Genomic DNA, 24,583 nt, shown 5'->3' on the forward strand with positions numbered 1-24,583 from the left:
CTCGGTGAACGCGGGCCCCGCCACCAGGGATTAAGCTGCGGAAGTCCAGCATGGATCAACCTGGAGGTTCCCGGTGAAGGTCGGCGTCATCGGACTCGGCGACATCGCGCAGAAGGCGTACCTGCCCGTCCTCACCGCCCGCCCGGGTGTCGAGCTGCACCTGCAGACCCGTACTCCGGCCACGCTGGAGCGGATCGGGGAGATGCACCACATCCCTGCCGGACGCCGGCACACCGACCTCGACGGACTGCTGGCCGAAGGCCTCGACGCGGCATTCGTGCACGCCCCGACGGCCGTTCACCCCGAGATCGTGACACGGCTGCTCGAAGCGGACGTGCCGACGTACGTGGACAAGCCGCTCGCCTACGAGCTCGCGGAATCGCGGCGGCTGGTGGAACTGGCCGAGGAGCGCGGGGTGTCGCTCGCCGTCGGCTTCAACCGCCGCCACGCGCCCGGCTACGTGCAGTGCGCCGACCACCCGCGCGACCTCATCGTCATGCAGAAGAACCGGATCGGGCTGCCCGAGGACCCCCGGACCTTCGTGCTCGACGACTTCATCCACGTCGTCGACACCCTGCGCTTCCTGCTGCCCGGCGAGACCGACCACATCGACGTCCGGGCCCAGGTGCGCGACGGGCTGATGCACCAGGTCGTCCTCCAGCTGTCGGGCGCCGGCTTCACCGCGCTCGGCATCATGAACCGGCTGTCCGGCTCCACCGAGGAGATCCTCGAGGTGTCCGGGCAGGAGACCAAGCGGCAGGTCGTCAACCTCGCCGAGATCATCGACCACCGGGGCCAGCCGACCGTGCGGCGCCGCGGGGACTGGGTGCCGGTCGCCCGCCAGCGCGGCATCGAGCAGACCGTGGACGCGTTCCTGGAGTCCGTCGCGGCGGGCAGGACGGTCGGCGCCCGCGACGCGCTGCTCACCCACGAGCTGTGCGAGCAGGTGGTGTCGTCGGCTCTGGAGCAGGCTTCCTGAGCCCGAGCGACCGGGCGCCCTCGAGCGTGCAGTACGCCGCCAGCAGCGCGAGGGCGGCCCCCACGGGCCAGTCCCCGAAGCGGACGTAGAACGTCGTGCCGCCGGCGAGCGGGACCTCGTACACCTGCGCTGCACGCGCGGAGGTCGCCAGCGCCGGGCCGATCCGCTCGCCCGAGGGGCCGTGCACCTCGCTGATCCCGGTGAGGGTGGCGTGCACCACGGGGCGGCCGTTCTCGGCGGCGCGCACGGCGGCGAGCGAGGCGTGCTGCGCCGGCGCCCAGCTGTGCTGGAAGCTCGAGGTGGCCGACTGGGCGATCAGCAGGGCGGCCCCGTCGCGGGTCAGGCGGCGGCTCATGTCGGGGAAGGCCGACTCGAAGCAGACCAGCGGGCCGAACCGCACACCGGGCCGCTCCGGCAGGCTCATCAGCACCGGGGTCTCGCCCCGCCGGCGGTCCTCGCCTGCGGCCTTGCCGACCGAGGTGGCCCAGCCGAGCAGGGACCGGGCCGGTATGTACTCGCCGAAGGGGACCAGGCGCATCTTGTCGTACCGGTCGCCGGTCGGCCCGCGGGGGCCGACGAGGACGGAGCTCTTGTAGATGCCGCCGTCGGGCAGCGCAGCCGCCGTGGCGACCGGCGCCGAAGCCGGGCCCGGCGGGCGCCGGGCGTCGACGTTGACCAGCAGCGGGGCGCCGACCTCGGCGGAGAGCGAAGCGAGGCGCCGGGCCAGGTCCGGGCGCGCCGCCAGGTCCGCCCCGACGCTGCTCTCGCCCCACACCACCAGGTCCACCGGCTGCCCGGCCAGCGTCCGCGTGAGCCGCTCCCCGGCGGCGAACCGGAGGCCGGTGCTGTCCGGGCCGTCCGCCACCAGGCCCGGCTGTACGACGGCCACGCGGAGCGTGCCCGACACCTCGGGCCGCGGCACCCACAGCCACACCACCCCGGTCAGCACCGCGCACCCCGTCATCCCGGCCACCGCCGGGACCCGGGCGCCCGGCACCGCGATCAGCAGCACCAGCCCGCAGTTCACCGCCACCACCAGCAGGCTCACCAGCCACACCCCGCCCACCGAGGCGAGCCGCAGTGCGGGCGCCACCTGCCACTGGCTCGCCCCCAGCAGCCCCCACGGCCCGCCCAGCCCCTGCCAGGACCGGGCCAGCTCCGACAGCAGCCAGCCCGCCGGTACGAGGAACAGCGCGGCCGTCGCCCGGCCCGGATCCGGGACCCCGCCGAGGAATTCCCGCACCAGCAGGGCCCAGGGGATCCAGAGCAGCCCCAGCAGGGCCGCCAGCGGCAGCAGGAACACGTGCAGGCTGGGCAGCAGCCAGTGGTGGACGGCCACGATGAACCCGGCGCCGCCGAGCCACCCCTCCAGGGCGGCGCGCCGCCCGGTCGGCGCCGACCTCAGCAGCAGCATCCAGGGCACGAGGGCGACGTACGCGAACCACCAGAGCGCGGGAGCGGGGAACGCGAGGCAGGCCAGCGCCCCGGCGGCGGCCGCGGCCGCCGCACGCCAGCACCGGGTCCGCTTCGAGAGCATGACGCGCCTCCGCTTCCAGTGTGGAACAGGGCCGCCCGGGCGGCCGTTCGAGCAGGGTCCGGAGACGGTCTATGCGGACATGTGCCGCCATTTCTCGTGCACGGTGACGCGGGTGAGGCGCCAGCCGTCGCGGGCGGTGCGGGTGAGATCGAAGGCGTAGCGGCCGGCGGCGACGAAGTTCGGCGCGGTCACCGACCCGTCGAACTCCTCGCCGGCCAGTCGCATCGGGTTCAGGAAGTCGGCGCGCACCTCGGCACGGTCGCCGGGGGAGCCGCCGAGGTCCTCCAGCCGGATCAGCCGGTTGACGATGAGGTGCTGGCGCACCGGGAACAGCTTCATGGTCTCCGCGAGCCAGTCCGAGACCTCGGCGGCCGGGCCCTCGATCCCGCCCGCCGAGCTGTAGTCGGCCCGTCCGGCGGGAGCGAACAGCGCGCGGTACGCCGCCCAGTCGCCGTCGTCCACGGCCACCGCGTACCCCGTGACCACCTCGTCGATCGCCAGCCGGTCCATGACCGTGGCGAGGTCCACACGCTGCGTCATCGGGTCAGTGTGGGGGCGCGGGGCGGCGAGGCCAAGGGGCGTGCGCGCACCGGATCTCCGCGCGGGCGATCAGTGACCGGAATGCGCCTCCCGCTGCCGGACCACGACGAGGAACGCGTCGGTGGCCAGGTCCATCACCACTTCGGCCGGCACGCCCTCGCGCATGCGCTCGGCGGCGTACTCCTCGGCGGGCCAGCTTCCCCTCGGACTTCCGGCCGGAAACCGCTCCAGCACCACTCGACCCATGGGACACCCCCTGCTGCTTGCCTTCCGGTCTGTTCAGGTCTCTTCAGGCACAACGACGCGGAGGCCGCCCGGGAACGTTCCCGAGCGGCCTCCGGTTCACGCGAAGCGGTGAGCGGCAGCGGTGTCAGCCGGCCGACTCGGCGGCGAAGGGGCTGAGCACGCCCATGCCGATCAGGACGAACAGTGCGATGCCCAGGGCGATCCGGTAGACCACGAAGGGCATGAAGCTCTTGCTGGAGATGAACTTCATGAACCATGCGATGACGACGTATCCCACGAAGAACGCGATGACCGTGGCGAAGATCGTCGGTCCCCAGGTGATGTGACCCGGGCTCTCGACCACATCCTTGATCTCGAACGCGCCCGAGGCCAGTACGGCCGGAATGGCGAGCAGGAACGAGTAGCGGGCGGCCGCCTCACGCGTGAAGCCCAGCAGCAGACCGCCGGAGATCGTCGCACCGGAGCGGGAGACGCCCGGGATCAGGGCCATCGCCTGGCAGAGACCGAAGATCAGGCCGTCCTTGACGCCCAGTTCCCTGAGCGTCTTGCGCTCGCGGATGGCGCGGTGCCGGCCCCCTTCCTCGTCGCGGGCGGCCAGCCGGTCCGCGATGCCGAGTACGACGCCCATCACGATCAGGGTGGTGGCGGTCAGCCGAAGATCACGGGCCGGGCCCGTGATCTGGTCCTTGAACGCGACGCCGAGGACACCGATCGGGATCGACCCGACGATCACCAGCCACCCCATCTTGGCGTCCTGCTCCCTGCGCAGCGCCTTCGTGAACAGCGAGCGGAACCAGGTGGAGATGATCCGCGCGATGTCCTTGCGGAAGTAGATCAGTACGGCGGCCTCGGTGCCGATCTGCGTGATCGCGGTGAAGGCCGCGCCCGGGTCCTGCCAGCCGGCGAATGCCGCGGTCAGCCGGAGGTGGGCGCTGGAGGAGATCGGGAGGAACTCCGTAAGCCCCTGGACGAGACCGAGGATTAGGGATTCGAACCAGCTCATGTCGGGGTGCGCTCGTCCTTGTGATCGTCGGGCAGTTCGGGTCCGATGCTAGGGCCCGTGCGGAGCGGCGCCGACCACAGGGGGGTGCTGGGGGGCATGATCGTACGTTTCACACACCGGTACGGGCGCCAGCCGGTGCCGCTTGCGCCACCCGACGACCGCCGCCGCCACCGCGGAGACGGCGATGAAGCCGAAGGCGGCGAGGAAGGCGGGGGAGTCCGGCGAGGAGGCGCTCGCGCCCGCGACCACGTACGCGGCGGTGTTCGGGACAACGCCGATCGCCGTCGCGAAGAGGAAGGGCAGCCAGCCGCAGCGGGACACGGCGGCGCAGTAGTTGGCGACCGCGAACGGCAGGCCCGGGAAGATGCGGACCGCCAGCATCGAGCGGAAGCCGTGCCGGGCCAGCTGGTCGTCGGCCGCCTGGAGCCAACGGCCGCGCAGCAGCGGCCGTACGGCGTCCCGGCCCATCATCCGGCCCAGCCCGAAGGAGATCCCGGCGCCGATGACGGAGCCGCCGACCGCCGCGACCAGGCCGAACGGGATGCCGAAGACGGCCCCCGCCGCCAGGTTGAGCAGCGGGCGCGGCACCAGGGCCGCCGTGGCCACCCCGTACGCGGCCGCGAACAGCAGGACCGCCGCCCCCACCGGCAGACCCGGGGGCCAGCCCTCCGACAGGATGCGCTGGGGCTCGTACAGCACGACGCACACGCCGGCCGCCAGCAGCAGCACGACGAGCAGCGACAGCCGGGTCCACGGCGCGAGGAGGAGGGACATCCCGGGAGACTAGCCGACCAATGCGGCGTCGCGCCGTAATCTGGGCCTCATGCGGCCGAACGACCAGCGACCCCTGAAGGTCCCGCGCAGCGCCCTCGCGGACACCCTCCTCGACCGCCTCGCCACGACGTACGGGGCGGCCGCCGACCCGGCGCAGGCCCGGTCCATGGCCGCGTACATGAAGGACGTCGCGCCCTTCCTCGGCATCCGCACCCCACTGCGGCGCGAGCTGTCGAAAGCCGTGACCGCGCAGACCCCGAAGCCGGTGGAGGCGGACGTGGCGGCGCTCGTGCTGCGGTGCTGGGAGCTCCCGGAGCGCGAGTACCACTACTTCGCGGTGGACTATCTGCGCCGGCACGTCGGGGTGTGCTCCTCCGGCTTCCTGCCGGTGGTCCGGCAGCTGATCGTCACCGTCCCGTGGTGGGACACCGTCGACCACCTCGCGGCCCATGCGGTCGGCCCGCTCGTGGCCGCCGACCGGGCGCTCACGGCCGTGACGGACGAGTGGATCGGGGACGAGGACCTCTGGCTCGCCCGCACCTCCCTCCTCCACCAGCTGCGCTACCAGTCCGCGACGGACACCGAGCGCCTCTTCGGCTACTGCCGCCGCCAGTGCGGCCACCCGGACTTCTTCATCCGCAAGGCGATCGGCTGGGCGCTGCGCGAGTACGCGAAGACCGACCCGGAGGCCGTCCGCGCCTTCGTCGAGACGGAACGGGACTCGCTCTCCCCGCTGTCCGTGCGCGAAGCGCTCAAGAAGATCTAGCCGCGCGGTAATTCATTCGACGCGGCGGGGCCGGTCCGGCAGTATCGGCGGCATGTCCCGGTACGCCTTCCCCGCAGCGCCGTCCGCAGTCGCGGACGCGCCGAAGGCTGCCGCTTTCCTCTTCGAGGCATTCGAAACTTTCGAGGCAACTGCCTTCGACGCATTCGACGGCGCACGAAGCTGACCCTTCCCGGACAGTCCGGCGGACCCCGCAGGGGGAGGGTCGGCTCGGCTTCCGGGGTCCCGTCGCAGTTTCGGATCATCGAATCAACGGGAAAAGTCATCATGGCCAAGACGGCCTTCGTGCGCACCAAGCCGCACCTCAACATCGGCACCATGGGTCACGTCGACCACGGCAAGACCACCCTCACCGCCGCCATCACCAAGGTCCTGGCCGAGCGCGGCGGCGCCTCCTTCGTGCCGTTCGACCGGATCGACCGGGCCCCGGAGGAGGCGCGGCGCGGCATCACCATCAACCTCACGCACGTCGAGTACGAGACCGACACCCGGCACTACGCCCACGTGGACATGCCCGGGCACGCCGACTACGTCAAGAACATGGTCACCGGCGCCGCGCAGCTCGACGGGGCGATCCTCGTCGTCTCCGCGCTCGACGGGGTCATGCCACAGACCGCCGAGCACGTGCTCCTCGCCCGGCAGGTCGGCGTCGACCACATCGTCGTCGCGCTCAACAAGGCCGACGCCGGGGACCCCGAGCTCACCGACCTGGTAGAGCTCGAGGTCCGCGAGCTGCTCACCGCCAACGGATACGGCGGGGACGGCGCGCCGGTCGTACGGGTCTCCGGACTCGGCGCGCTGGAGGGCGACCCGCGCTGGACCGGGGCGATCGAGGCGCTGCTCGACGCCGTGGACACGTACGTGCCGATGCCGGTGCGCTACACGGACGCGCCGTTCCTGCTGCCGGTGGAGAACGTCCTGACCATCACCGGACGCGGGACGGTCGTGACCGGCGCCGTCGAGCGCGGCAGCGTCCGCATGGGCGACCACGTGAGCGTCCTCGGCGGCGACGGCGAGCCCGCCCTGACCGTGGTGACCGGCCTGGAGACCTTCGGCAAGCCGATGGAGTCCGCCGAGGCCGGGGACAACGTCGCGCTGCTGCTGCGCGGGGTGCCGCGGGACGGAGTGCGCCGCGGTCAGGTGGTCGCCGCGCCCGGGAGCGTCGTGCCCAGGCGCCGCTTCACCGCGCAGGTGTACGTGCTGTCCGCGAGGGAGGGCGGGCGTACGACAGCGGTGGCGTCCGGGTACCGGCCGCAGTTCTACATCCGCACCGCCGACGTGGTGGGGGACGTGGACCTGGGCGAGGCGGGGGTGGCCCGGCCGGGCGAGACGGTCGCGATGACCGTCGAGCTGGGACGGGACGTGCCGCTGGAGGCGGGGCTCGGCTTCGCGATCCGTGAGGGCGGGCGGACCGTCGGCGCGGGGACGGTCACGGCCGTGCTCGACTGAATCGCCGCCCGTATCCGCGTCGATGTTCTGACGCCCTGCCGTGGTGGCGGCGGTCCGGGTGCGCCAGACTGCCGTCACCACGGGCGTTCGAAGAAGGGGTGGGCCGGGATGGGCGGCGGCGGTACGGCACTGGTGCTGGGCGGCGGAGGACTCACCGGCATCGGCTGGGAGTCCGGGATCCTGTACGGGCTCGCGCAGGCGGGCGTGGACCTGACCGCCGCCGACCTCGTCGTCGGCACCTCGGCGGGCTCGGTGGTGGGCGCCCAGCTCACCTCCGGGCTGCTCACCCCGCAGGAGCTGTACGAACGCCAGCTCGGCGACCCCGCCGGCGAGGCCGTCGCCCGGCTCGGGGCGGGGCTCGTCGCCCGCTACACCGTCGCGATGGTGCGCTCGCGGGACCCGGAGAGCTACCGCAGGCGGGTCGGCGCCCTCGCGCTGGCCGCCGACACCGGCGGGGAGGCGGAGCGGCGCAAGGTGCTGGAGGCCCGGCTCGTCTCGCACGAGTGGCCCGAGCGCAGGCTCGTCGTCACCGCCGTCGACGCGCTCACCGGCGAGCTCGCGGCCTTCGACCGGGAGAGCGGGGCCGGGCTGGTCGACGCGGTCTCGGCGAGCTGCGCGGTGCCCGGGGTGTGGCCGCCGGTCACCGTCGGCGGACGCCGGTTCATCGACGGCGGGATCCGGTCGGCCACCAACGCCGACCTCGCCTCCGGCTGTGCGCGGGTGGTGATCCTCGCGCCGCTGGCGCTCGGATCCGGGCTCGTCCCCTCACCGGCCGCCCAGGCGGCGCGGCTGCGGGCGGCGGGGGCGCAGGTGCTGCTGATCACCCCGTCCGCGCAGGCCCGCAAGGCCTTCGGGCGCAATGTCCTGGACCCGGCGCGGCGGGACCCGGCGGCGCGCGCCGGGCTCGCGCAGGCGGCGGAGCACGCGGCCGAGGCGACCGCCGTCTGGGCGGCCTGACGTACTGCTTGCCGGACACCGGACAATGGTGCGGTGAGCGACGAACAGATCCCGGTCGTCCGGGACGTGGGCCAGGGCACCGCCAAGCTGATGCCGGACGTGGACCGGGAGCGGGCCTGGCTGCTGACCGTCGACGGCGCACCGCAGTCGTACGTGGACCTCGACGATCCGGAGTACCTGGAGTTCGAGTACGTACGCCGGCTCGGGCACGTCCTGGACTGCGTGGCGCAGCCGGGGACCGCGCTGGACGTGCTGCACCTCGGCGGCGGCGCGCTGACGCTGCCCCGGTACGCGGCGGCGACCCGGCCGGGCTCCCGGCAGGCGGTGGTGGAGTTCGACGCCGCTCTGGTGGAGCTGGTCGCGGAGCACCTGCCGCTGCCGGCCGGGTCGGGAGTCACGGTGCACGCCGCCGATGCGCGGGCCTGGCTGGAGGGCGCGGCCGCCGACAGCGCGGACGTACTCGTCGCCGACGTGTTCGGCGGCTCGCGGGTGCCGGCGCAGCTGACCTCCGTGGAGTACGCGCGGGAGGCGGCCCGGGTGCTGAGGCCGGGCGGGGTCTACGCGGCGAATCTGGCCGACGGGGCGCCGTTCGGCTTCCTGCGGGCCCAGCTCGCCAATTTCGGGGCCGTGTTCGGGGAGCTCGCGCTCGTCGCGGAGCCGGGTGTGCTGCGCGGGCGGCGGTTCGGGAACGCGGTGCTGCTCGCCTCGGACGCGGAGCTGCCGGTGGCAGCGCTGTCACGGCTGTGCGCGGCGGACGCGTTTCCCGCACGGGTCGAGGAGGGGGAGGCCCTCGCCCGGTTCATGAAGGGGGCGGTGCCGGTCGGGGATGCGGATGCCGTTGCCTCGCCGGAGCCGCCGGAGGGCGCGTTCAGCCTGGGCTGACCCCGGTGGACGCGGGCGCCGCGTCGGGAGCGGCGGCGGCCGGGATCGAGGAGGCCTTCGGGGGCGAGGCCTTGCGGGTCAGCCGGCGCACGTCCGGGACGAAGAGGACCGCCGCGGTGCCCAGCACGACCAGCGTGGCGCAGCCCCACAGGGCGGAGGTGCGGCCGAAGGCCGACTCGACCGGGCCGGCCACGGCGGTGGCCAGTGGGAGCATCGACACCGAGCCGAACCAGTCGTACGCGGAGACCCGGGAGAACTTCTCCTCCGGGATCTCCTGGTGCATGGTCGTCATCCAGTTCACGCCGAACACCTCGATGGCCGTGCCGCTGACGAACATCACCGCACACAGGCCCCACACCGGCAGCGGGACCGCCAGACCCGCCGACGGCAGCGCCAGCGGGAACACGCACACGGTGCCGACCAGCAGCAGCCGGCGCGGTTTCCACACCATCATCAGGACGGCCCCGGCGATGGTGCCGATGCCGAAGAAGCCCAGTGCCAGGCCCCAGGGGGCGGCCCCGCCCAGCTGGTCGCGGGCGACGAGCGGACCGTAGACCGCCTCGGCCGCGCCGACGACGGCGACGACCACGGAGAACTGGAGCACGATGCTCCACAGCCAGGGCCGGGTCCGGAACTCCACCCAGCCCTCGCGCAGGTCCGCCAGCAGGCCGCCCCCGGCACCCCGGTCGGGGACGTTGCCGACGTCCAGGAAGGCGCGGAGGGCTCCGGCCAGGGCGAACGCGGCGGCGTCCACGGCCAGGACCCAGCCGGGACCGATCGCGGCGATCATGGCCCCGCCGAGGGCCGCCCCGCCGATGCCGGCGCCGTTCATGGCCATCCGGAAGAGTGCGAAGGCGCGGTTGGCGTGCTCGCCGGAGACGCTGGAGAGGAGCATGCCCTCGGCGGCCGGGTTGAAGAAGGCGGTACCGGTACCGCAGAGCGCGGTGAGCAGCATCATCTGCCACAGCTGCGGATGCCCGGTCAGGACGAGCACGGCGAAGGCCGCCTGCGAGACGCAGTTGAGGGCGTTGGCCGCGACCATCACCCGGTGGCGCGGCAGCCGGTCGGCGAGGGCGCCGCCGATGAGCAGGAAGAGGACGAGGGGGAGCGTACGGGCCGCCGCCACGAGGCCGACGTCCCCGCCGGACCCGCCCGCTTCCAGGACGGCGAAGGCCGACGCGATGAGCGCTCCGTGGCTGCCGAGGTTCGTCACGACCGCGGCACCCGTCAGCAGGGTGTAGTTGCGGCCGGCCCAGGCGGGCCGGCGGCGCTGTGCGGTCGTACGGGGAGGGGCGGTGGGGGGAGAGCTCACCCCCGGACTATCCACGCCCCGGGCCGAGAATCCAAACGGATTACGGCCCGGGGCGCGGGGTCGAACGGATGGTGCGAAAAGGCGGACGTGTGACGCGACCTGTGCGTCAGCTGTTGCTGACGGTGCCGTTCAGGCGCACCGAGCTGAGGATCTTGTCCATCGTCTCCTGGGGGACCTCGCCCTGGACGCCCGAGGCGGCAAAGAGGACCCAGCTGGAGAAGTCACCGTTCGCGGTCTTGAAGCTGAACGCGATCGACTTGCCGTCCGAGGAGCACTTGTTCTCCTTGGGCACGCCGGTGGCCGTGGCGGTCGCCATATGGCCCTTGAGGCCGGAGGAGGTGGTGTACTCCTTGGGCTCCGAGACCTTGACGGTGCCCTTCGGCGCCTTCTGTGCGAACGCCGCGAACGCCCAGTTGCCGGCCTCGTTCTTCACGGCCTCGGCGGTGTCCTTGGCGCCCTGGCCGCCCTTGGTGCCGGTGCCGGCGAGCTCCGTCGACTCCTCACGGCCGTCCTTGTTGGAGTCGACCTTGCACCAGTCCTCCTTGAGGAAGGCCGGCGCGGAGAAGCTGACGACCGGCTTGCCGTCGTTCTTGGTCGCGTCCTCGAAGCCGGCGATGACGCCCGCGCTCGAGACGTTCCACTCCGGCGGGACGTCGAAGGCGGTGCCGTACTTCGGGTTGACGACGACCTTCCAGCCCGCGATCACCGGCTTGACGTCGCCGCCGGTGCGCGGGTTGGCGCCGGGCGAGGCCGGGGCCTCGGAGGTGGCCGGCGCCGAGGAGGCGGCGGCGGGCTTGTTGTCGGCCTCGTCGTTCTTCTTGTCGTCCCGGGTCAGGACGAACGCGCCGGTGGCCGCCGCCGCCACGACGACGGCGGCCGCCGCGACGATGGCCACGGTCTTGGTCGCGTACGGGCTCCCGCCGCCGCCCTGCGGCGCCGCGGCCTGCTGGGGCTGGCCCCACGGCTGCACCGGCGGGGGCGTCTGGTAGCCCGCCTGCGGGTATCCGTAGCCGGGCTGCTGCTGGTACGGGTTCGGCTGCTGCCCCGGCTGCTGCTGATACGGGTTCTGATGCGCGTCCTGGGGGTTCTGTTCTCCCCCGGGCGGCTGCTGCTGTCCTGGCCACATGGCCGGTAACGATAGTGGGAGTGGCTGCAAGGAGCCACGGCCGCCCCCCGGAGAGGTCTGGCCAAGCGCATCTACTCACGGGTAACATCGCGTTTCATGAGCGCAGATCAGATGAACGTGGGCGAACTGCTCGCCGCGACGGTGCCGATGGCCCGGACCCTGAACCTCCAGTTCCTGGAGACCACCCCCGAGCGCGCGGTCGTCCGGCTGCCGGACCAGCCCGACTACCACAACCACGTGGGCGGCCCGCACGCCGGAGCCATGTTCACCCTCGCCGAGTCCGCGAGCGGCGCGATCGTCCTGGCCGCCTTCGGCGACCAGCTCTCGCGCGCCGTGCCCCTCGCCGTCAAGGCCGAGATCGGCTACAAGAAGCTCGCCAAGGGCGTCGTGACGGCCACCGCCACCCTCGGCCGCCCGGCCGCCGAGGTCGTCGCCGAACTCGACGCGGGCGGCCGCCCGGAGTTCCCCGTCACCATCGCCATCCAGCGCGAGGACGAGGCCGTGACGGGCGAGATGACGGTCGTCTGGACGCTGCGCCCGAACGCGTAGCCGACGCCGCCGCCGGTCGAGGACCCGCCCGAGGACGCGAAACCCCGCGTCCCGGGCGGGTTCCGTGTTTTCGGGCACAAGCGCGCGGGGAGGGCTTGCGGGGAGGGCCGGAGTCCCCCGGGCGACGATCAGGAGGTGGCCGTGGCCAAGGTCGACATCAGACTCGACGCCGAGCTCGTGGTGGAGGTGATGGTCCTCGCCGGGATCGGCTCGCCCCAGGACGCCGTGGAGGCCGTCGTACGGGACTACATCGCGCGCGGGCACCGCACCGAGGCACGAGTCCAGGCACAGGACGGGCCGCGCCGCGATGCCGACGCGCTGGAGCCGCCGCCGCAGGGCTGAACCTCGGCGCAGCGGTGGCGCGTCTGAGCGGACCCGGACGGTCCGGCGGCGCACAGTGGGCGCGGGAGCGGTCCGGCGCGGGCCGCTCCCGCCGACCGGAGCCGCAGGGAGCGCCATGAGCGAGGCCGTGTCCAGACGCTGCGCGATGCGGCTGCTCGGGGCGGTGGGGGTCGCCCTGGGAACGGGCGGCTGCGCGGCCGCGGTGCCGCCCGGCGCCGTCCCCCGTACGGCCCCGGCGGCCGCAGCCGCCACCCCGGCCGAGGCCCGGCCCGGCAGCACCGCCCGGATCGACGCCCTCCTCGAGCGGCTCACCCTCGAGGAGAAGACCGGCCTGCTGCACGGCGGCCGGGACCCCGCCCCGCTCGGCCAGGCCGGGTACCTGCCCGGCGTACCGCGCCTCGGCATCCCGGCGCTGCGGCTCGCCGACGGGCCCGCCGGGGTGCGGGTCGCCAAACCGGCCACCGCGCTGCCGGCGCCCGTGATGCTGGCCTCCGCCTTCGACCCGGCGCTGGCCCGCGAGTACGGCCGGGTCGTCGGCCGCGAGGGCCGGGCGCTCGGCCAGGACGTGCTGCTGTCCCCGATGGCCAACCTGATCCGCACCCCCTACGCCGGGCGGAACTTCGAGACGTTCGCCGAGGACCCGCGGCTCACGGCGGACCTCGTCGCGGAGATGGTCCGCGGCATCCAGGACGAAGGGCTCATCGCCACCGTCAAGCACTTCGCCCTGGGCAACCAGGAACAGGGCCGCGACACCGTCGACGTGGTGGCCGCCGAACAGACCCTGTACGAGACGGAGCTGCGCGGCTTCGAGGCCGCCGTCGCCGCCGGCGCGGGCGCGGTGATGGGCGCGTACAACAAGGTCAACGGCACGTACGCCTGCGAGAACAAGCCGCTGCTCGACGAACTGCTGCGCGGGCGCTGGGGGTTCGGCGGCTGGGTGATGTCCGACTGGGACGCGGCCCACAGCACCGTCGCCGCCATCGGCGCCGGCCTCGACATGGAGATGCCCGGCGGCACCCACTTCGGCGGCCCGCTCCAGCAGGCCGTGCGCGGCGGCTCCGTCCGTGAGGACGCCGTGGACCTCGCGGTACGCCGGATCCTGGCCACCATGGACCGGTTCGGCCTGCTGGCGGCGCACCCGCCGGCCCGGCCCGCCCGTGACGCCGCCGCCGGGGCCCGGGTCGCCCGCCGGGTCGCCACCGCGGGTGCGGTGCTGCTGCACAACGAGCACGCCACCCTGCCGCTGACCGGCGCCGCCGCCCGCTCGATCGCCGTGATCGGACCCACCGGCCAGGTGCCCTTCGTCGGCGGCGGGGGCAGCGCGCACGTGGTCCCCGACAAGGCGCTCTCCCCGCTCGACGCGATCCGGCAGCGCGCCGGGAACGGCAGTACGGTGCGCCACGCCCTCGGCGAGGACCTGTACGGCCGCCCGCTCCCGGCGAAACTGCTCACCCCGGCCGCCGGCCTCGCCGACCGGGGGGTGGAGGCCGGGCGGAGCTGGAGCCACGAGGGCGAGTTCACGCTCGCCGCCGACGACGAGTGGACGCTGCTCGTCCACTACAGCGGGAAGCGGCCGAGCGTGCGCCTCGACGGCGAGGAAATGTTCCCCGTCCGGCAGGGCGCGGCCGAGCACTTCGCCGGCGGACTCCTCGGCACGGCGCCCGACGGGCTCGCCGTCCGCCGCCGCACCCTCGCCCTGACGGCGGGCACCCACCGGCTCGCCGTCTTCGCCGAGGGCGGGGACAAGGGCCAGCGGTTCCGGCTGCGGCACACCACGAAGGCGACCCGGGCCGCCGATCTCGCCGAGGCCGTGAAGACCGCCGCGGAGGCGCGCAGCGTCGTGCTGTTCGCCTACGAGGACGCCACCGAGGGCAGCGACCGGACCTCGCTGGGCCTGCCGGGCGGGCAGGCACGGCTGATCGAGGCGGTCGCCGCCGCGAACCCCCGCACCACGGTCGTGCTCAACACCTCCTCCGGTACGACCATGCCGTGGCTCTCCCGTACCGGAGCGGTCCTCCAGATGTACTACCCGGGCCAGGAGGGGGCCGCAGCCACCGCCGACATCCTCTTCGGCGACGTGGACCCGGGCGGCCGGCTCACCCAGACCTTCCCGGCCGAGGAACACGCGACCCCGGTCGCCGGCGACCCGCTGCGCTACCCGGGGGTGGGCGGCCGGCAGGAGTACACCGAGGGCATCCACGTCGGGCACCGCTGGTACGACGCGCAGCAGGTGGCCCCGCTGTTCCCGTTCGGGCACGGGCTCTCGTACACGACGTGGGAGTACGAGAAGCTGAGGGTCCGGCCGGAGCGCGGCGGGCTGCGCGTGGAATTCACGGTCCGCAACACCGGGCGCCGCAAGGGCACCGAGGTGGCCCAGGTGTACGTCGGCCCCTCCGCGGAGCTGAAGCTCGACCAGCCCGTGCGCGCGCTGGCCGGATACCGGCGGCTCACCCTGGAGCCGGGCGAGGCGCAGCAGGTGGTCCTCGACGTCGACGCCCGCGCGCTGTCCTCCTGGGACCCCGAACGGCACGCCTGGGTGCTGGGTTCAGGCCGTCGTGAAGTGTTCGCGGGCCGTTCCTCCCGCGAACTCCACCTGACGGCAAAGGCTGTGGTCAACAGCAGATAGGCTGCCCGTTCGGCGTGTCACAGGGGACGCGCCGCCGCGATACGGGAGGACGTACCGGTGCACATCCAGGAATGGCTGGAGACGATTCCGGCGGTCAGCATCTATCTCCTGGTGGGTCTGGTCATCGGGCTGGAGAGCCTCGGCATCCCGCTGCCCGGGGAGATCATCCTGGTCAGCTCGGCGCTGCTGGCCTCGCAGCACGGCGACATCGACCCCGTGGTCCTGGGGATCTGCGCGTCCACCGGGGCGATCGTCGGCGACTCGATCGGCTACGCGATCGGACGCAGGGGCGGCAAGCCGCTGCTGGACCGGCTCGGCCGGCGCTTCCCCAAGCACTTCGGGCCGGAGCACGTGGCCCAGGCGGAGCGCGCCTTCGACAGGTGGGGCATGTGGGCCGTCTTCTTCGGGCGGTTCGTGGCGCTGCTGCGGATCTTCGCCGGTCCGCTGGCCGGCGTGCTGCACATGCCGTACTGGCGGTTCCTGGTCGCGAACATCCTCGGCGGCATCCTCTGGGCAGGCGGCACCACCGCCGTCATCTACTCGATCGGCATCGTCGCGGAGCCGTGGCTGAAGGGCTTCTCCTGGGTGGCGCTGGTGTTGGCGCTGCTGATCGGCCTCACCGTGACGCTGGTGCTCCGCAGCCGCATGAAGAAGGCGGCTGCCGCGGCGGGGCCGGCCGCGGCGGAGACGGCCGCAGCCGAGTAGCGGACCGCCGCGCGGCCGGATGCCCTCCGGCCGCGGGCGTACGTACGACTACTGCGCGGGCTGGACGGCGGCCCGGTGCTGCTTGGCCAGGTCCGCGTACATCAGGGCGTTGACCTTGATGCCCTCGCGCTCCTCGTCCGTCAGCTCGCGCCGCACCTTGGCCGGCACGCCCGCGACCAGCGAACCGGGCGGGACCACCATGCCCTGCGGGACCAGCGCCTGCGCGGCCACCAGCGAACCGGCACCGATCACGGCACCGTTCAGGACCGTGGCGCCCATGCCGATGAGGCAGTCGTGCTCGACGGTGCAGCCGTGCACCACGGCGTTGTGGCCGATGGACACGCGCTCGCCGATCGAGACCGGGAACCCGGGGTCGACGTGGAGCGTGCAGTTGTCCTGCACATTGCTGTCCGCGCCGAGCGAGATCGGGCCGCAGTCGGCGCGCAGCACCGCCGAGTACCAGATGCTCGCGCCCGGGGCCATCGTGACCTCGCCGATCACGACCGAAGTGGGCGCGGTGAAGGCCGTGGGGTCGATCTGCGGGTTCTTGCCGCCCAGGCCCGCGACGAGTGCCCGGCCCTGGTCCGCCTGATACGTCATGTTCTCTTCCTCAGTCCTGTGCCGGCCCTGTCGGGCCGTGTCTGCCGTGCCCTGCCGTGTCGCCCTACCGGCACGGTAGGGCACGCGCCCCCGCGACCGGCGATGGGGTGAAGATCACGGCGCGCTCGGGGCGCTCTGCGCGTTACGGTGGCCCGGTGCCGAAGAACCAGAACACGTTCTCATCCCTGACGGCCCTGCGCCGCAGACTCGCCAACCGCGCGGTCCACGCCGGCTGGCGCTGGATGCAGCAGGCCGGTGCGGTCACCGCGCAGACCCCCGGGCGGCTGCGGTTCGGCGCGATCGGGCACGGCACCCGCCTCGCCTTCCCCCAGGGCACGGTCTTCGGCGAGCCGTGGATCCGTCTCGGCGAGCACTGCATCATCGCCGAGCAGGTCACGCTGACCGCCGGGATGATGCCCGGCCTCGACCTCGGCGCCGAGCCGGTGCTGGTCCTCGGCAACGGCGTGGTGCTCGGCCGGGACACCCACGTCATCGCCGACACCCGGATCACCATCGGGGACGACACGTTCTGCGGGCCCGGGGTCTACATCACCTCCACCAACCACAGCTACGACGATCCGCACGAGCCCGTCGGCAAGCAGTGGCCGCGCAGCGCACCGGTGGAGATAGGCCCCGGCTGCTGGCTCGGCACGGGCGCGGTGATCCTGCCGGGGGCACGGCTGGGCCGCAACGTGGTGGTGGCCGCGGGGGCCGTCGTACGCGGCGAGGTGCCGGACCACGCCGTGGTGGCCGGGGCGCCCGCGCGGATCGTCCGCCGGTGGCAGCCGGACACGGGCTGGCAGCCGCCGCTGCGGACCCCGGCGCCCGTACCGATCCCGGACGGGGTGACGCCGGAGCAGCTGCGTGCGGTGGCGCAGCTGGCGGAGGCCGATCAGCGCTCGGCCGACGCGGCTGCGGAACCCGCCTGATCCTGTTCCTGTTCCTGTTCCTGGTCCTGGTCCGGAAGGCGCGGCCTAGCCGGCCGCCAGCAGGACCGTACCGGCGAGGGCCAGGCCGGCGCCGGCCGCCTGGACGGTCCGCAGCCGTTCCTTCAGCACGACGAAGGCGGCGAGCGCGGTGATCACCGGGTAGAGCGCGGAGAGCACGGCGGCCACGGTGACCGGGCCGTGCCGGGCGGCGATGGAGTACGTGCCGTTCGCCGCGACGTCCGCGAGGCCGACGAAGGCCAGCGCCGGGAGCATCCCCCACAGGATCCGCGGGCTCGCGCCGGCCGGGAGGGCCGGCTCGCCGCGCCGGGTCCGGACCCACAGGGCGGTGCCGCCCACGGCCACGTTGGTGACCCGCTGGACGAACAGGGCGAGGAGCAGCCCGGCGATGCTGCTGGAGGCATGCGCGATCAGCGCCATCACCGAGCCGAACCCGAAGGCGGCGACCAGGGTGAGCACCACCGCCTGCCGCTGTACGGGCGCACCGCGCAGCTCCGGGCCACCCGCGAGGACGATGCCCACGACGGCCACCGCGATCCCGGCGAACTGGCCGGGCCCGGGCCGTTCGCCCAGGGCCAGCCCCGCGGCGACGGGCACGACCACCCCGAGCGAGCCGAGCGGCGAGACCACGCCCATCGGCCCGAGGGCCAGGGCCTTGTAGAAGCTGAGCATGGCGACCGGGCCGACCAGGCCCGCGGCGACCGCGAACCACAGCTGCGGCCCGGCCTCCCGCCAGGCCCCGGTGCCCAGGACGACCGCGCCGAGCGTGACGGCGGCGAGGATCTGCGAGACCACGACCACTGTGAGCGCCGGCAGCCGGCGGGTCAGCAGCCCGCCGCCGAAGTCGGCGAGGCCCCAGAGCACGGCGCTGGCGAGGGCGAAGAGGGCGGTCATGGCAGGGCCTCGCAGTACAGTGCAGTGAACGGTTGAGCGCAGCGTGGAGCACCGCGCACGGTAGTTCAGATCGAGCAGGCCCGGACGAACCCCAGCGTCGGCACCACGGTCAAACTGGCCGACGCCCTGGGCGTGAGCATCACCACGCTGCCGACCCGCACCTGGCCGGCACCTTCGAGATGCTGCACGTCACAGCCGGGGAGCTGACGCTCGTCGTCGCCGACGAGCGGTACACGGTGCCGGCGGGTGGGGCCGTCTCCTTCGAGGCGAACCTCCCGCACGCCTACCGCAACGACGGCCCCGTCCCGATGGAGATGACCCTGGCCGTCTCGATCCCGCCCGTCGACGGCGTGCAGCGGCCGGCTACAGCGCCGGGATCTCGATAGCGGGGCAGCGGTCCATCACCATGTCCAGGCCGGCCTCGCGGGTGCGGGCGAAGGCCTCCTCGTCGATCACGCCCAGCTGGAACCAGACGGCCTGCGCGCCGACGGCCACGGCCTCGTCGGCGACCGCCCCGGCGAGCGAGCCGTTCACGAAGACGTCCACCACGTCCACCTTGAACGGGATCTCCTTGAGCGAGGCGTAGCCCTGCTCGCCGTGGACCGTCTCCGCCTTCGGGTGCACGGGGACCACCCGCTTGCCGAACCGCTGGAGCGTGCGGGCCACTCCGTAGGCCGCCCGGTCCTGATTGTTGGACAGGCCCACCACGGCCCAGGTGTCGCCGAGCTCGGTGAGGATCTTGCGGATGGTTGCCGGGTCGCCGTACACGGGTGCCGCCTCCTGTTGCCTTCCGGGCGCGGTCCGGTGCTCCGGTCCGCACCCGTGATCAACCGAAAAGACGCATGTCCGATTCCCCGTAGGGTGGAGCGGTGAAGTCAGACCAGTACGAGACGGTGGCCCGGGAGGGCGTGCACGAGTCCGAGATCAACCGCTCGCGCTTCCTGTGCTCGCTCGCGCCCGCCGCGACCGAGCAGGAGGCGCAGGAGTTCATCGCGCGCATCCGCAAGGAGCACCCGACCGCCACGCACAACTGCTTCGCGTACGTCATCGGGGCCGACGCCTCCGTCCAGAAGGCCAGCGACGACGGCGAGCCCGGCGGCACCGCCGGGGTGCCCATGCTGCAGATGCTGATGCGGCGCGACATCCGGTACGCGGTGGCCGTGGTCACGCGCTACTACGGCGGCGTCAAGCTCGGCGCCGGCGGCCTGATCCGGGCCTACGGCGGAGTCGTCGGCGAGGCCCTCGACGAGCTCGGCACCCTCACCCGCCGCCGCTACCGGCTGGCCACCGTGACCGTGGACCACCAGCGGGCCGGCAAGACCCAGAACGACCTGCGCTCCACCGGCCGCACCGTGGTGGACCTGCGCTACGGGGCCGCGGTCGAGATCGAGGTCGCGCTGCCGGAGGCCGACCTGCCCGCCTTCGAGGCCTGGCTCGCCGACAGTACGGCGGGCAGCGCCACCCTCACCCTCGGTGGGGAGACGTACGCGTCCTGAGGACGAGCCTTCGCTGTCGAGTTCTGGGGGCCCGGGTGACGCGTTAGCGTAGAGGGGCTCAGCGAGCGGGAGACGACCGGGACGACCAGGGGGACGGAAGAAACATGTGCGGCGAGACGTCCGGCGGGGCCGGCGAGTGAGGCTCCTGCACACCTCCGACTGGCATCTCGGCCGGTCCTTCCACCGCGTGAACCTGCTCGGGGCCCAGGCCGACTTCATCGACCACCTGGTCGAGACCGTCCGCGAGCACGAGGTCGACGCCGTCCTCGTCGCCGGCGACGTCTACGACCGGGCCGTGCCGCCGCTGCCCGCCGTCGAGCTGTACGACCGGGCCCTGCACCGGCTCGCCGACCTCGGCGTGCCCACCGTGATGATCTCCGGGAACCACGACTCCGCACGCCGGCTCGGTGTCGGCGCCGGGCTCATCGGCCGGGCCGGGATCCACCTGCGGACCGACCCCGAGGGCTGCGCCGACCCGGTGGTGCTGGCCGACGTACACGGGGAGGTGGCGCTGTACGGGCTGCCGTACCTGGAGCCCGCCCTGGTGAAGGACCGGTTCGGCGCGGAGAAGGTGAGCCACGAGGCCGTGCTGGGCGCGGCCATGGACCTGGTCCGGGCCGATCTCGCCGCCCGCGCCCCGGGCACCCGCTCCGTCGTCCTCGCCCACGCCTTCGTCACCGGCGGGCAGGCCAGTGACAGCGAGCGCGACATCGCCGTCGGCGGGGTCGAGGCCGTGCCCGCCGGCGTCTTCGACGGGGTGGACTACGCCGCCCTCGGCCACCTCCACGGCTGCCAGACGATCAACGAACGGGTCCGCTACTCCGGTTCCCCGCTCGCCTACTCCTTCTCCGAGGCCGACCACCGCAAGACCATGTGGCTGGTCGAACTCGGCGCGGCCGGGGAGATCACCGCCGAGCGCATCGACACCCCCGTGCCGCGGCCGCTCGCCCGGATCCGGGGCCGGCTCGAGGAGCTGCTGGAGGAGGCTTCGTACGCCGCGTACGAGGACTCCTGGATCGAGGCCACCCTCACCGACCCGGTCCGGCCCGAGGACCCCATGGCCAAGCTCGCCGCCCGCTTCCCGCACACCCTCAGCCTCGCCTTCGACCCCGAGGGCCGCGAGGACGACGGCGGGGCCTCGTACGCCCAGCGCCTCAAGGGGCGCAGCGACCAGGAGATCGCCGAGGACTTCGTCGCCCACGTGCGCGGCGGCGGCGTCGCCGACGAGGCCGAACGGGCCGTGCTGCAGGCCGCCTTCGAGGACGTACGGGCAGGCGACGGCCGGCAGGAGACCCACCGATGAGGCTGCACCGGCTCAGGATCACCGCCTTCGGGCCCTTCGCCGAACCCCAGGAGATCGACTTCGACGCGCTCTCCGGAGCCGGGATCTTCCTGCTCCACGGTCCGACCGGCGCGGGCAAGACCTCCGTCCTCGACGCCGTCTGCTACGCCTTGTACGGCTCGGTGCCCGGCCCCCGCCAGGCCCCCGGCACCAGCCTGCGCAGCGACCACGCCGACGCCGGTACGCCCACCGAGGTCACCCTCGAACTCACCGCGGGCGGGCGGCGCCTGGAGATCACCCGGCGTCCCGAGCAGGACCGGCCGAAGAAGCGCGGCACCGGCACCACCAAGGACAAGGCGCAGAGCTGGCTGCGCGAGTACGACGGGGAACGGTGGCAGGCGCTCAGCCGTTCCCACCAGGAGATCGGCGAGGAGACCGAGCAGCTGCTCGGCATGAGCCGCGAGCAGTTCTGCCAGGTCGTGCTGTTGCCGCAGGGCGAGTTCGCCAAGTTCCTGCGGGCCGACGAGGTGGCGCGGGGCCGGCTGCTGGGCCGGCTCTTCGACACCCGCCGCTTCGCCGCCGTCGAGACCCTGCTCGCCGAGCGCCGCCGCGCCGCCGAGGCCAAGGTGCGCGCCGGCGACGAGAAGGTGCTCGGCACCGCGCAGCGGCTCGCCCAGGCCGCCGGGGACAACGCCGACCTGCGGGCCTGGCCGCTGCCCGGGCACCAGCCGGGCGATCCCGGGCTGGCCGGTGCGATCCGGGCCTGGGCGGCCGTCGCACGCTGTGCGGCCCGGGAGCGGCTGACCGTCGCCGAGTACGCACTGGCCGCCGTCGAGGGCCGGCACGCCGCCGCCCGGCGGGCCGCCGAGGAGGCACGAGAGCTTGACCGCCTCCAGCGCCGGCACGCCGAGACGGCCCGCCGGGCCGCCGTGCTCGCCGAGGCGGAGCCCGAGCGGGACCGGGTCCGCGCCCTGCTGGACCGGGCCCGCCGGGGCGCCCTGGTGGCCCCCGCCCTGGAACTGCGCGGAGCCGCGTCGGCGGCCCACCTGTCCGCCGCCCACGCGGAGGCGGCCGCCCGCGCGCAACTCCCGCCGGCCCTCGCCGAGGCGGGCACAGAGCAGCTGTCCACCGTGGAGCAGCGGCTGCGCGAGGACCTCGGCGCGCTCGGCGCCGCCCAGCGGTCCGAGCAGCGCAGCGCCGAGATCGGCCGAGAGCGGGCCACCCTGGAACGGGAGGCCCGCGACGCCGAGGAGCAGCTGAGGGAGTCCGCCGACTGGCTCGCCCGCTGGGAGGCCACCCGGACCGCGCTGGCGGAGCGGGCGGACGCCGCGCAGCAGGCCGCGACGCTGGCCGAGCAGCTCGCGGGGCGGCTGGAGCCGGCCCGGATGCACCTGACCGCATCGCAGCGCCGGGATGCGCTGGACGGCGATGCGCAGCGCACCGAGGGCGAACTGCTCTCCGTACGCGAGGAGTCGACCGCCGCCCGGGAGCGCTGGCTGGAGCTCAAGGAGACCCGGCTGCGCGGGATCGCCGCCGAGCTCGCCGAGGCGCTGGTGGCGGGGGAGGCGTGCACGGTGTGCGGATCGGCGGAGCATCCCGCTCCGGCGCGCCCGGCCCCCGGGCACGTGGACCGGGCCGCCGAGGACACCGCCCATGCCCGCTACGAGCAGGCCGAGGAGCGCAGGGCCGCCGTCGAGCGGAAACTCGCCGCCGTCCGCGAGGCCCGGGCCGAGGCCGCTGCGGCCGCCGGGGAGGCCACCACCGGGGAGCTCCTCGCGCTGACCTCGGACCTGAGCTCCCGGCACGCCGCCGCCCATGCCGCGGCCGCCGGACTGCACGCCGCCCGGGAGCGGCTGGCCCGCGCCGAGCGCGAGCACGCCGTGCGCAGCTCCGACCGGCTCGACGCCGAGCGCCGCTCCGCAGCCCGGGCCACCCTGCGCGACTCCCTGGACCAGGAACAGGCCAAGCTGGAGGCCGAACTGGCCCTCGTCCGGGGGGACGCGCCCACGGTCGCCGCGCGCGCCAGGCTCCTGGAGGAGCGGGTACGGATGGTCACCAGGGCGGCCGCCACACTGCGCCGGGCCGAGGACACCGCGGCCCGGCTGAAGGAGGCCGACGCCCAGCTCGCCGGCGCCGCCTTCAAGGCCGGGTTCGACACCATCGAGGCCGCTGCCGACGCGGTTCTCCCGGACTACGAACGCACCGCGCTCCAGCGGAGGCTGGACACCTGGCAGGCGGAGGAGGCCATGCTGGCGGACCGCCTCGGCGAGACCGACACCGTCGCCGCCGCGACGCTGCCCCCGGCCGCGCCGGATGCCGCCGAGGCGTACGAAGCCCGGGCCGCGGCGAAGCTTCGTACGGCAGGGTCCGCCGTGGACGCGGCCCGGGTTCGCTGCACGGAGCTGGACCGGCTCTCCCGGCAGGCGGAGCAGGAGCTGCGGGCGCTCGGCCCGCTGCGCGAGGCGTACGACCGGGTGGCCCGGCTGGCCGGGCTCACCGCCGGCACATCCGCCGACAACGAGCGCAAGATGCGGCTGGAGGCGTACGTCCTGGCCGCCCGGCTGGAGCAGGTCGCGGCCGCCGCGACGGTAAGGCTGCTGCGGATGTCCGGCGGCCGCTACACGCTCGTCCACTCCGACGCCAAGGCGAGCGGACGGGGGCGTTCCGGCCTCGGGCTGCACGTGGTGGACGCCTGGACCGGCAGCGAGCGGGACACCGCCACGCTGTCGGGGGGCGAGACCTTCTTCGCCTCGCTCGCCCTGGCCCTCGGCCTGGCCGACGTGGTCACCGACGAGGCGGGCGGCATGCGCCTGGACACCCTCTTCATCGACGAGGGTTTCGGCAGCCTCGACGACCAGGCGCTGGACGAGGTGCTCGACGTCCTGGACTCGCTGCGCGAACGGGACCGCAGCGTCGGCATCGTGAGCCACGTCGCCGACCTGCGGACCCGGGTGCAGGCGCAGCTGGAGATCGTCAAACAGCGCGGCGGCTCCGTGGTGCGCCACCGCACCGCGGCCCTCACGGACTGAGCGGGCGGCGGGACAGCGGCGAGGAGTACACGATGCTGGTGGTGACGGCGCCGAGGCCCGCGATCCGGCCCGCGACCTCCTCCAGGTGCCCCATCGAGCGGGCGGCGACCTTGAGTACGAAGCAGTCGTCGCCCGTGACGTGATGGGCCTCCAGGATCTCCCCAGTGGCCTCCAACAGGTCGTGGAACGGCTTGTAGTTGCCGTGCGGATAGCGCAGCCGGACCAGCGCCAGGATGGACTTGCCCAGCTTCTCCGGGTCCACCACGGCGGTGTACCCGGTGATCACGCCCGACTCCTCCAGGCGGCGCACCCGCTCGGTGACCGCACTCGCGGACATGGAGACGGCGCGCGCGAGCTCGGCGAAGCTGGCCCGGCCGTCCTCCTGGAGGGCCGTCAGGATGCGCCAGTCGGTGGCGTCAGGGGAATAGTCGGTCATGGAGCAGATGTAGCAGGGGAATCCCCGGCTGAACAAGGGGAAGGCCGGGGAAAGACACTTCCCGAGGTGATCAGCGGCTCGTAGATTC

Annotated in this window: 24 protein-coding genes and 1 pseudogene; 14 read left to right on the plus strand and 11 right to left on the minus strand. The window is 73.8% G+C overall.

Annotated elements, in window-relative coordinates:
* Window positions 1-73 precede the first annotated feature (73 nt).
* The gene (locus OHT74_RS31825; RefSeq protein ID WP_328622057.1) at window positions 74-979 is read left to right on the plus strand and encodes a Gfo/Idh/MocA family protein; all 906 of its coding nucleotides are present in this window, start codon (window positions 74-76) and stop codon (window positions 977-979) included.
* Here the strand turns inward: OHT74_RS31825 and lnt are convergent.
* From lnt to OHT74_RS31850, 5 genes are all read right to left on the minus strand, one after another.
* Window positions 924-2,516 (minus strand): apolipoprotein N-acyltransferase, encoded by a 1,593-nt coding sequence (gene lnt, locus OHT74_RS31830; protein ID WP_328622058.1) that lies wholly within the window; start codon window positions 2,514-2,516, stop codon window positions 924-926. The genes OHT74_RS31825 and lnt overlap by 56 nt on opposite strands.
* 69 nt (window positions 2,517-2,585) lie before the next feature.
* Entirely contained in the window at window positions 2,586-3,056 is a 471-nt protein-coding gene (locus OHT74_RS31835; protein ID WP_266669178.1) for a nuclear transport factor 2 family protein, read from the minus strand.
* Window positions 3,057-3,125: 69 nt separating this feature from the next.
* On the minus strand, window positions 3,126-3,302 hold the full coding sequence (locus OHT74_RS31840) for a hypothetical protein (protein WP_099893904.1): 177 nt from the start codon (window positions 3,300-3,302) through the stop codon (window positions 3,126-3,128).
* 124 nt (window positions 3,303-3,426) lie between these two features.
* Window positions 3,427-4,305: an undecaprenyl-diphosphate phosphatase gene (locus tag OHT74_RS31845; protein WP_328622059.1), complete on the minus strand. Its 879-nt coding sequence runs from the start codon at window positions 4,303-4,305 to the stop codon at window positions 3,427-3,429.
* A gap of 48 nt (window positions 4,306-4,353) precedes the next feature.
* Window positions 4,354-5,079, minus strand: coding sequence for a TVP38/TMEM64 family protein (locus OHT74_RS31850; RefSeq protein ID WP_266669182.1), 726 nt, complete (start codon window positions 5,077-5,079; stop codon window positions 4,354-4,356).
* A 49-nt stretch (window positions 5,080-5,128) separates the two neighbouring features.
* On the opposite strand from OHT74_RS31850, the gene OHT74_RS31855 reads away from it, so the two are divergent.
* From OHT74_RS31855 to OHT74_RS31870, 4 genes are all read left to right on the plus strand, one after another.
* On the plus strand, window positions 5,129-5,845 hold the full coding sequence (locus tag OHT74_RS31855; protein WP_328622060.1) for a DNA alkylation repair protein: 717 nt from the start codon (window positions 5,129-5,131) through the stop codon (window positions 5,843-5,845).
* A 285-nt stretch (window positions 5,846-6,130) separates the two neighbouring features.
* A complete protein-coding gene (gene tuf, locus OHT74_RS31860) occupies window positions 6,131-7,312 on the plus strand; it encodes an elongation factor Tu (RefSeq protein WP_328622061.1) in 1,182 nt (393 codons plus the stop codon).
* 108 nt (window positions 7,313-7,420) lie between these two features.
* Window positions 7,421-8,269 (plus strand): patatin-like phospholipase family protein, encoded by an 849-nt coding sequence (locus OHT74_RS31865; RefSeq protein WP_328622062.1) that lies wholly within the window; start codon window positions 7,421-7,423, stop codon window positions 8,267-8,269.
* A gap of 90 nt (window positions 8,270-8,359) precedes the next feature.
* The gene (locus OHT74_RS31870) at window positions 8,360-9,151 is read left to right on the plus strand and encodes a spermidine synthase (RefSeq protein WP_328623434.1); all 792 of its coding nucleotides are present in this window, start codon (window positions 8,360-8,362) and stop codon (window positions 9,149-9,151) included.
* Here OHT74_RS31870 and OHT74_RS31875 read toward each other — a convergent pair.
* Both OHT74_RS31875 and OHT74_RS31880 read right to left on the minus strand, forming a co-directional pair.
* Window positions 9,138-10,463: an MFS transporter gene (locus tag OHT74_RS31875; protein WP_328622063.1), complete on the minus strand. Its 1,326-nt coding sequence runs from the start codon at window positions 10,461-10,463 to the stop codon at window positions 9,138-9,140. The genes OHT74_RS31870 and OHT74_RS31875 overlap by 14 nt on opposite strands.
* A 106-nt stretch (window positions 10,464-10,569) precedes the next feature.
* The gene (locus OHT74_RS31880; protein ID WP_266669192.1) at window positions 10,570-11,589 is read right to left on the minus strand and encodes a hypothetical protein; all 1,020 of its coding nucleotides are present in this window, start codon (window positions 11,587-11,589) and stop codon (window positions 10,570-10,572) included.
* Between the two features lie 96 nt (window positions 11,590-11,685).
* On the opposite strand from OHT74_RS31880, the gene OHT74_RS31885 reads away from it, so the two are divergent.
* The 4 genes from OHT74_RS31885 to OHT74_RS31900 all read left to right on the plus strand — a co-directional run bounded on the left by OHT74_RS31885 (window position 11,686) and on the right by OHT74_RS31900 (window position 15,811).
* The gene (locus OHT74_RS31885; protein WP_189973593.1) at window positions 11,686-12,138 is read left to right on the plus strand and encodes a DUF4442 domain-containing protein; all 453 of its coding nucleotides are present in this window, start codon (window positions 11,686-11,688) and stop codon (window positions 12,136-12,138) included.
* A gap of 141 nt (window positions 12,139-12,279) precedes the next feature.
* Window positions 12,280-12,480: a DUF2191 domain-containing protein gene (locus OHT74_RS31890; RefSeq protein WP_267000754.1), complete on the plus strand. Its 201-nt coding sequence runs from the start codon at window positions 12,280-12,282 to the stop codon at window positions 12,478-12,480.
* Between the two features lie 115 nt (window positions 12,481-12,595).
* Complete coding sequence (locus OHT74_RS31895; protein WP_328622064.1) at window positions 12,596-15,106, plus strand: beta-glucosidase family protein; 2,511 nt, start codon at window positions 12,596-12,598, stop codon at window positions 15,104-15,106.
* Between the two features lie 57 nt (window positions 15,107-15,163).
* Window positions 15,164-15,811 (plus strand): DedA family protein, encoded by a 648-nt coding sequence (locus OHT74_RS31900; protein ID WP_266669198.1) that lies wholly within the window; start codon window positions 15,164-15,166, stop codon window positions 15,809-15,811.
* 48 nt (window positions 15,812-15,859) lie between these two features.
* Here OHT74_RS31900 and OHT74_RS31905 read toward each other — a convergent pair whose 3' ends face one another.
* Window positions 15,860-16,411: a gamma carbonic anhydrase family protein gene (locus OHT74_RS31905; RefSeq protein ID WP_328622065.1), complete on the minus strand. Its 552-nt coding sequence runs from the start codon at window positions 16,409-16,411 to the stop codon at window positions 15,860-15,862.
* Between the two features lie 155 nt (window positions 16,412-16,566).
* Between OHT74_RS31905 and OHT74_RS31910 the strand changes: the two genes are divergently transcribed.
* A complete protein-coding gene (locus tag OHT74_RS31910; protein ID WP_328622066.1) occupies window positions 16,567-17,340 on the plus strand; it encodes an acyltransferase in 774 nt (257 codons plus the stop codon).
* A 45-nt stretch (window positions 17,341-17,385) separates the two neighbouring features.
* Here OHT74_RS31910 and OHT74_RS31915 read toward each other — a convergent pair whose 3' ends face one another.
* Window positions 17,386-18,252 carry an EamA family transporter gene (locus tag OHT74_RS31915; RefSeq protein WP_328622067.1) on the minus strand — a complete coding sequence of 289 codons (867 nt, stop codon included), beginning with the start codon at window positions 18,250-18,252 and terminating at the stop codon, window positions 17,386-17,388.
* Between OHT74_RS31915 and OHT74_RS31920 the strand changes: the two are divergent.
* A pseudogene (locus OHT74_RS31920) lies at window positions 18,222-18,638 on the plus strand (cupin domain-containing protein); the annotation flags it as partial. The gene OHT74_RS31915 and the pseudogene OHT74_RS31920 overlap by 31 nt on opposite strands.
* Here OHT74_RS31920 and OHT74_RS31925 read toward each other — a convergent pair.
* Window positions 18,616-19,020, minus strand: coding sequence for a CoA-binding protein (locus OHT74_RS31925; RefSeq protein WP_266669206.1), 405 nt, complete (start codon window positions 19,018-19,020; stop codon window positions 18,616-18,618). The pseudogene OHT74_RS31920 and the gene OHT74_RS31925 sit on opposite strands and share 23 nt — an antisense overlap.
* A 101-nt stretch (window positions 19,021-19,121) precedes the next feature.
* Between OHT74_RS31925 and OHT74_RS31930 the strand changes: the two genes are divergently transcribed.
* From OHT74_RS31930 to OHT74_RS31940, 3 genes are all read left to right on the plus strand, one after another.
* Window positions 19,122-19,748, plus strand: coding sequence for a YigZ family protein (locus OHT74_RS31930; RefSeq protein ID WP_266669208.1), 627 nt, complete (start codon window positions 19,122-19,124; stop codon window positions 19,746-19,748).
* 136 nt (window positions 19,749-19,884) lie between these two features.
* Window positions 19,885-21,051: an exonuclease SbcCD subunit D gene (locus OHT74_RS31935; protein ID WP_328622068.1), complete on the plus strand. Its 1,167-nt coding sequence runs from the start codon at window positions 19,885-19,887 to the stop codon at window positions 21,049-21,051.
* Window positions 21,048-24,059 carry an SMC family ATPase gene (locus tag OHT74_RS31940; protein ID WP_328622069.1) on the plus strand — a complete coding sequence of 1,004 codons (3,012 nt, stop codon included), beginning with the start codon at window positions 21,048-21,050 and terminating at the stop codon, window positions 24,057-24,059. The genes OHT74_RS31935 and OHT74_RS31940 overlap by 4 nt, the downstream gene beginning before the upstream one ends.
* Here the strand turns inward: OHT74_RS31940 and OHT74_RS31945 are convergent.
* The gene (locus tag OHT74_RS31945) at window positions 24,049-24,495 is read right to left on the minus strand and encodes an Lrp/AsnC family transcriptional regulator (RefSeq protein WP_267000770.1); all 447 of its coding nucleotides are present in this window, start codon (window positions 24,493-24,495) and stop codon (window positions 24,049-24,051) included. The genes OHT74_RS31940 and OHT74_RS31945 overlap by 11 nt on opposite strands.
* Window positions 24,496-24,583 lie beyond the last annotated feature (88 nt).

Origin of the sequence: Streptomyces sp. NBC_00354 (assembly GCF_036106915.1) — a bacterium.
Taxonomy (GTDB): Bacteria; Actinomycetota; Actinomycetes; order Streptomycetales; family Streptomycetaceae; genus Streptomyces.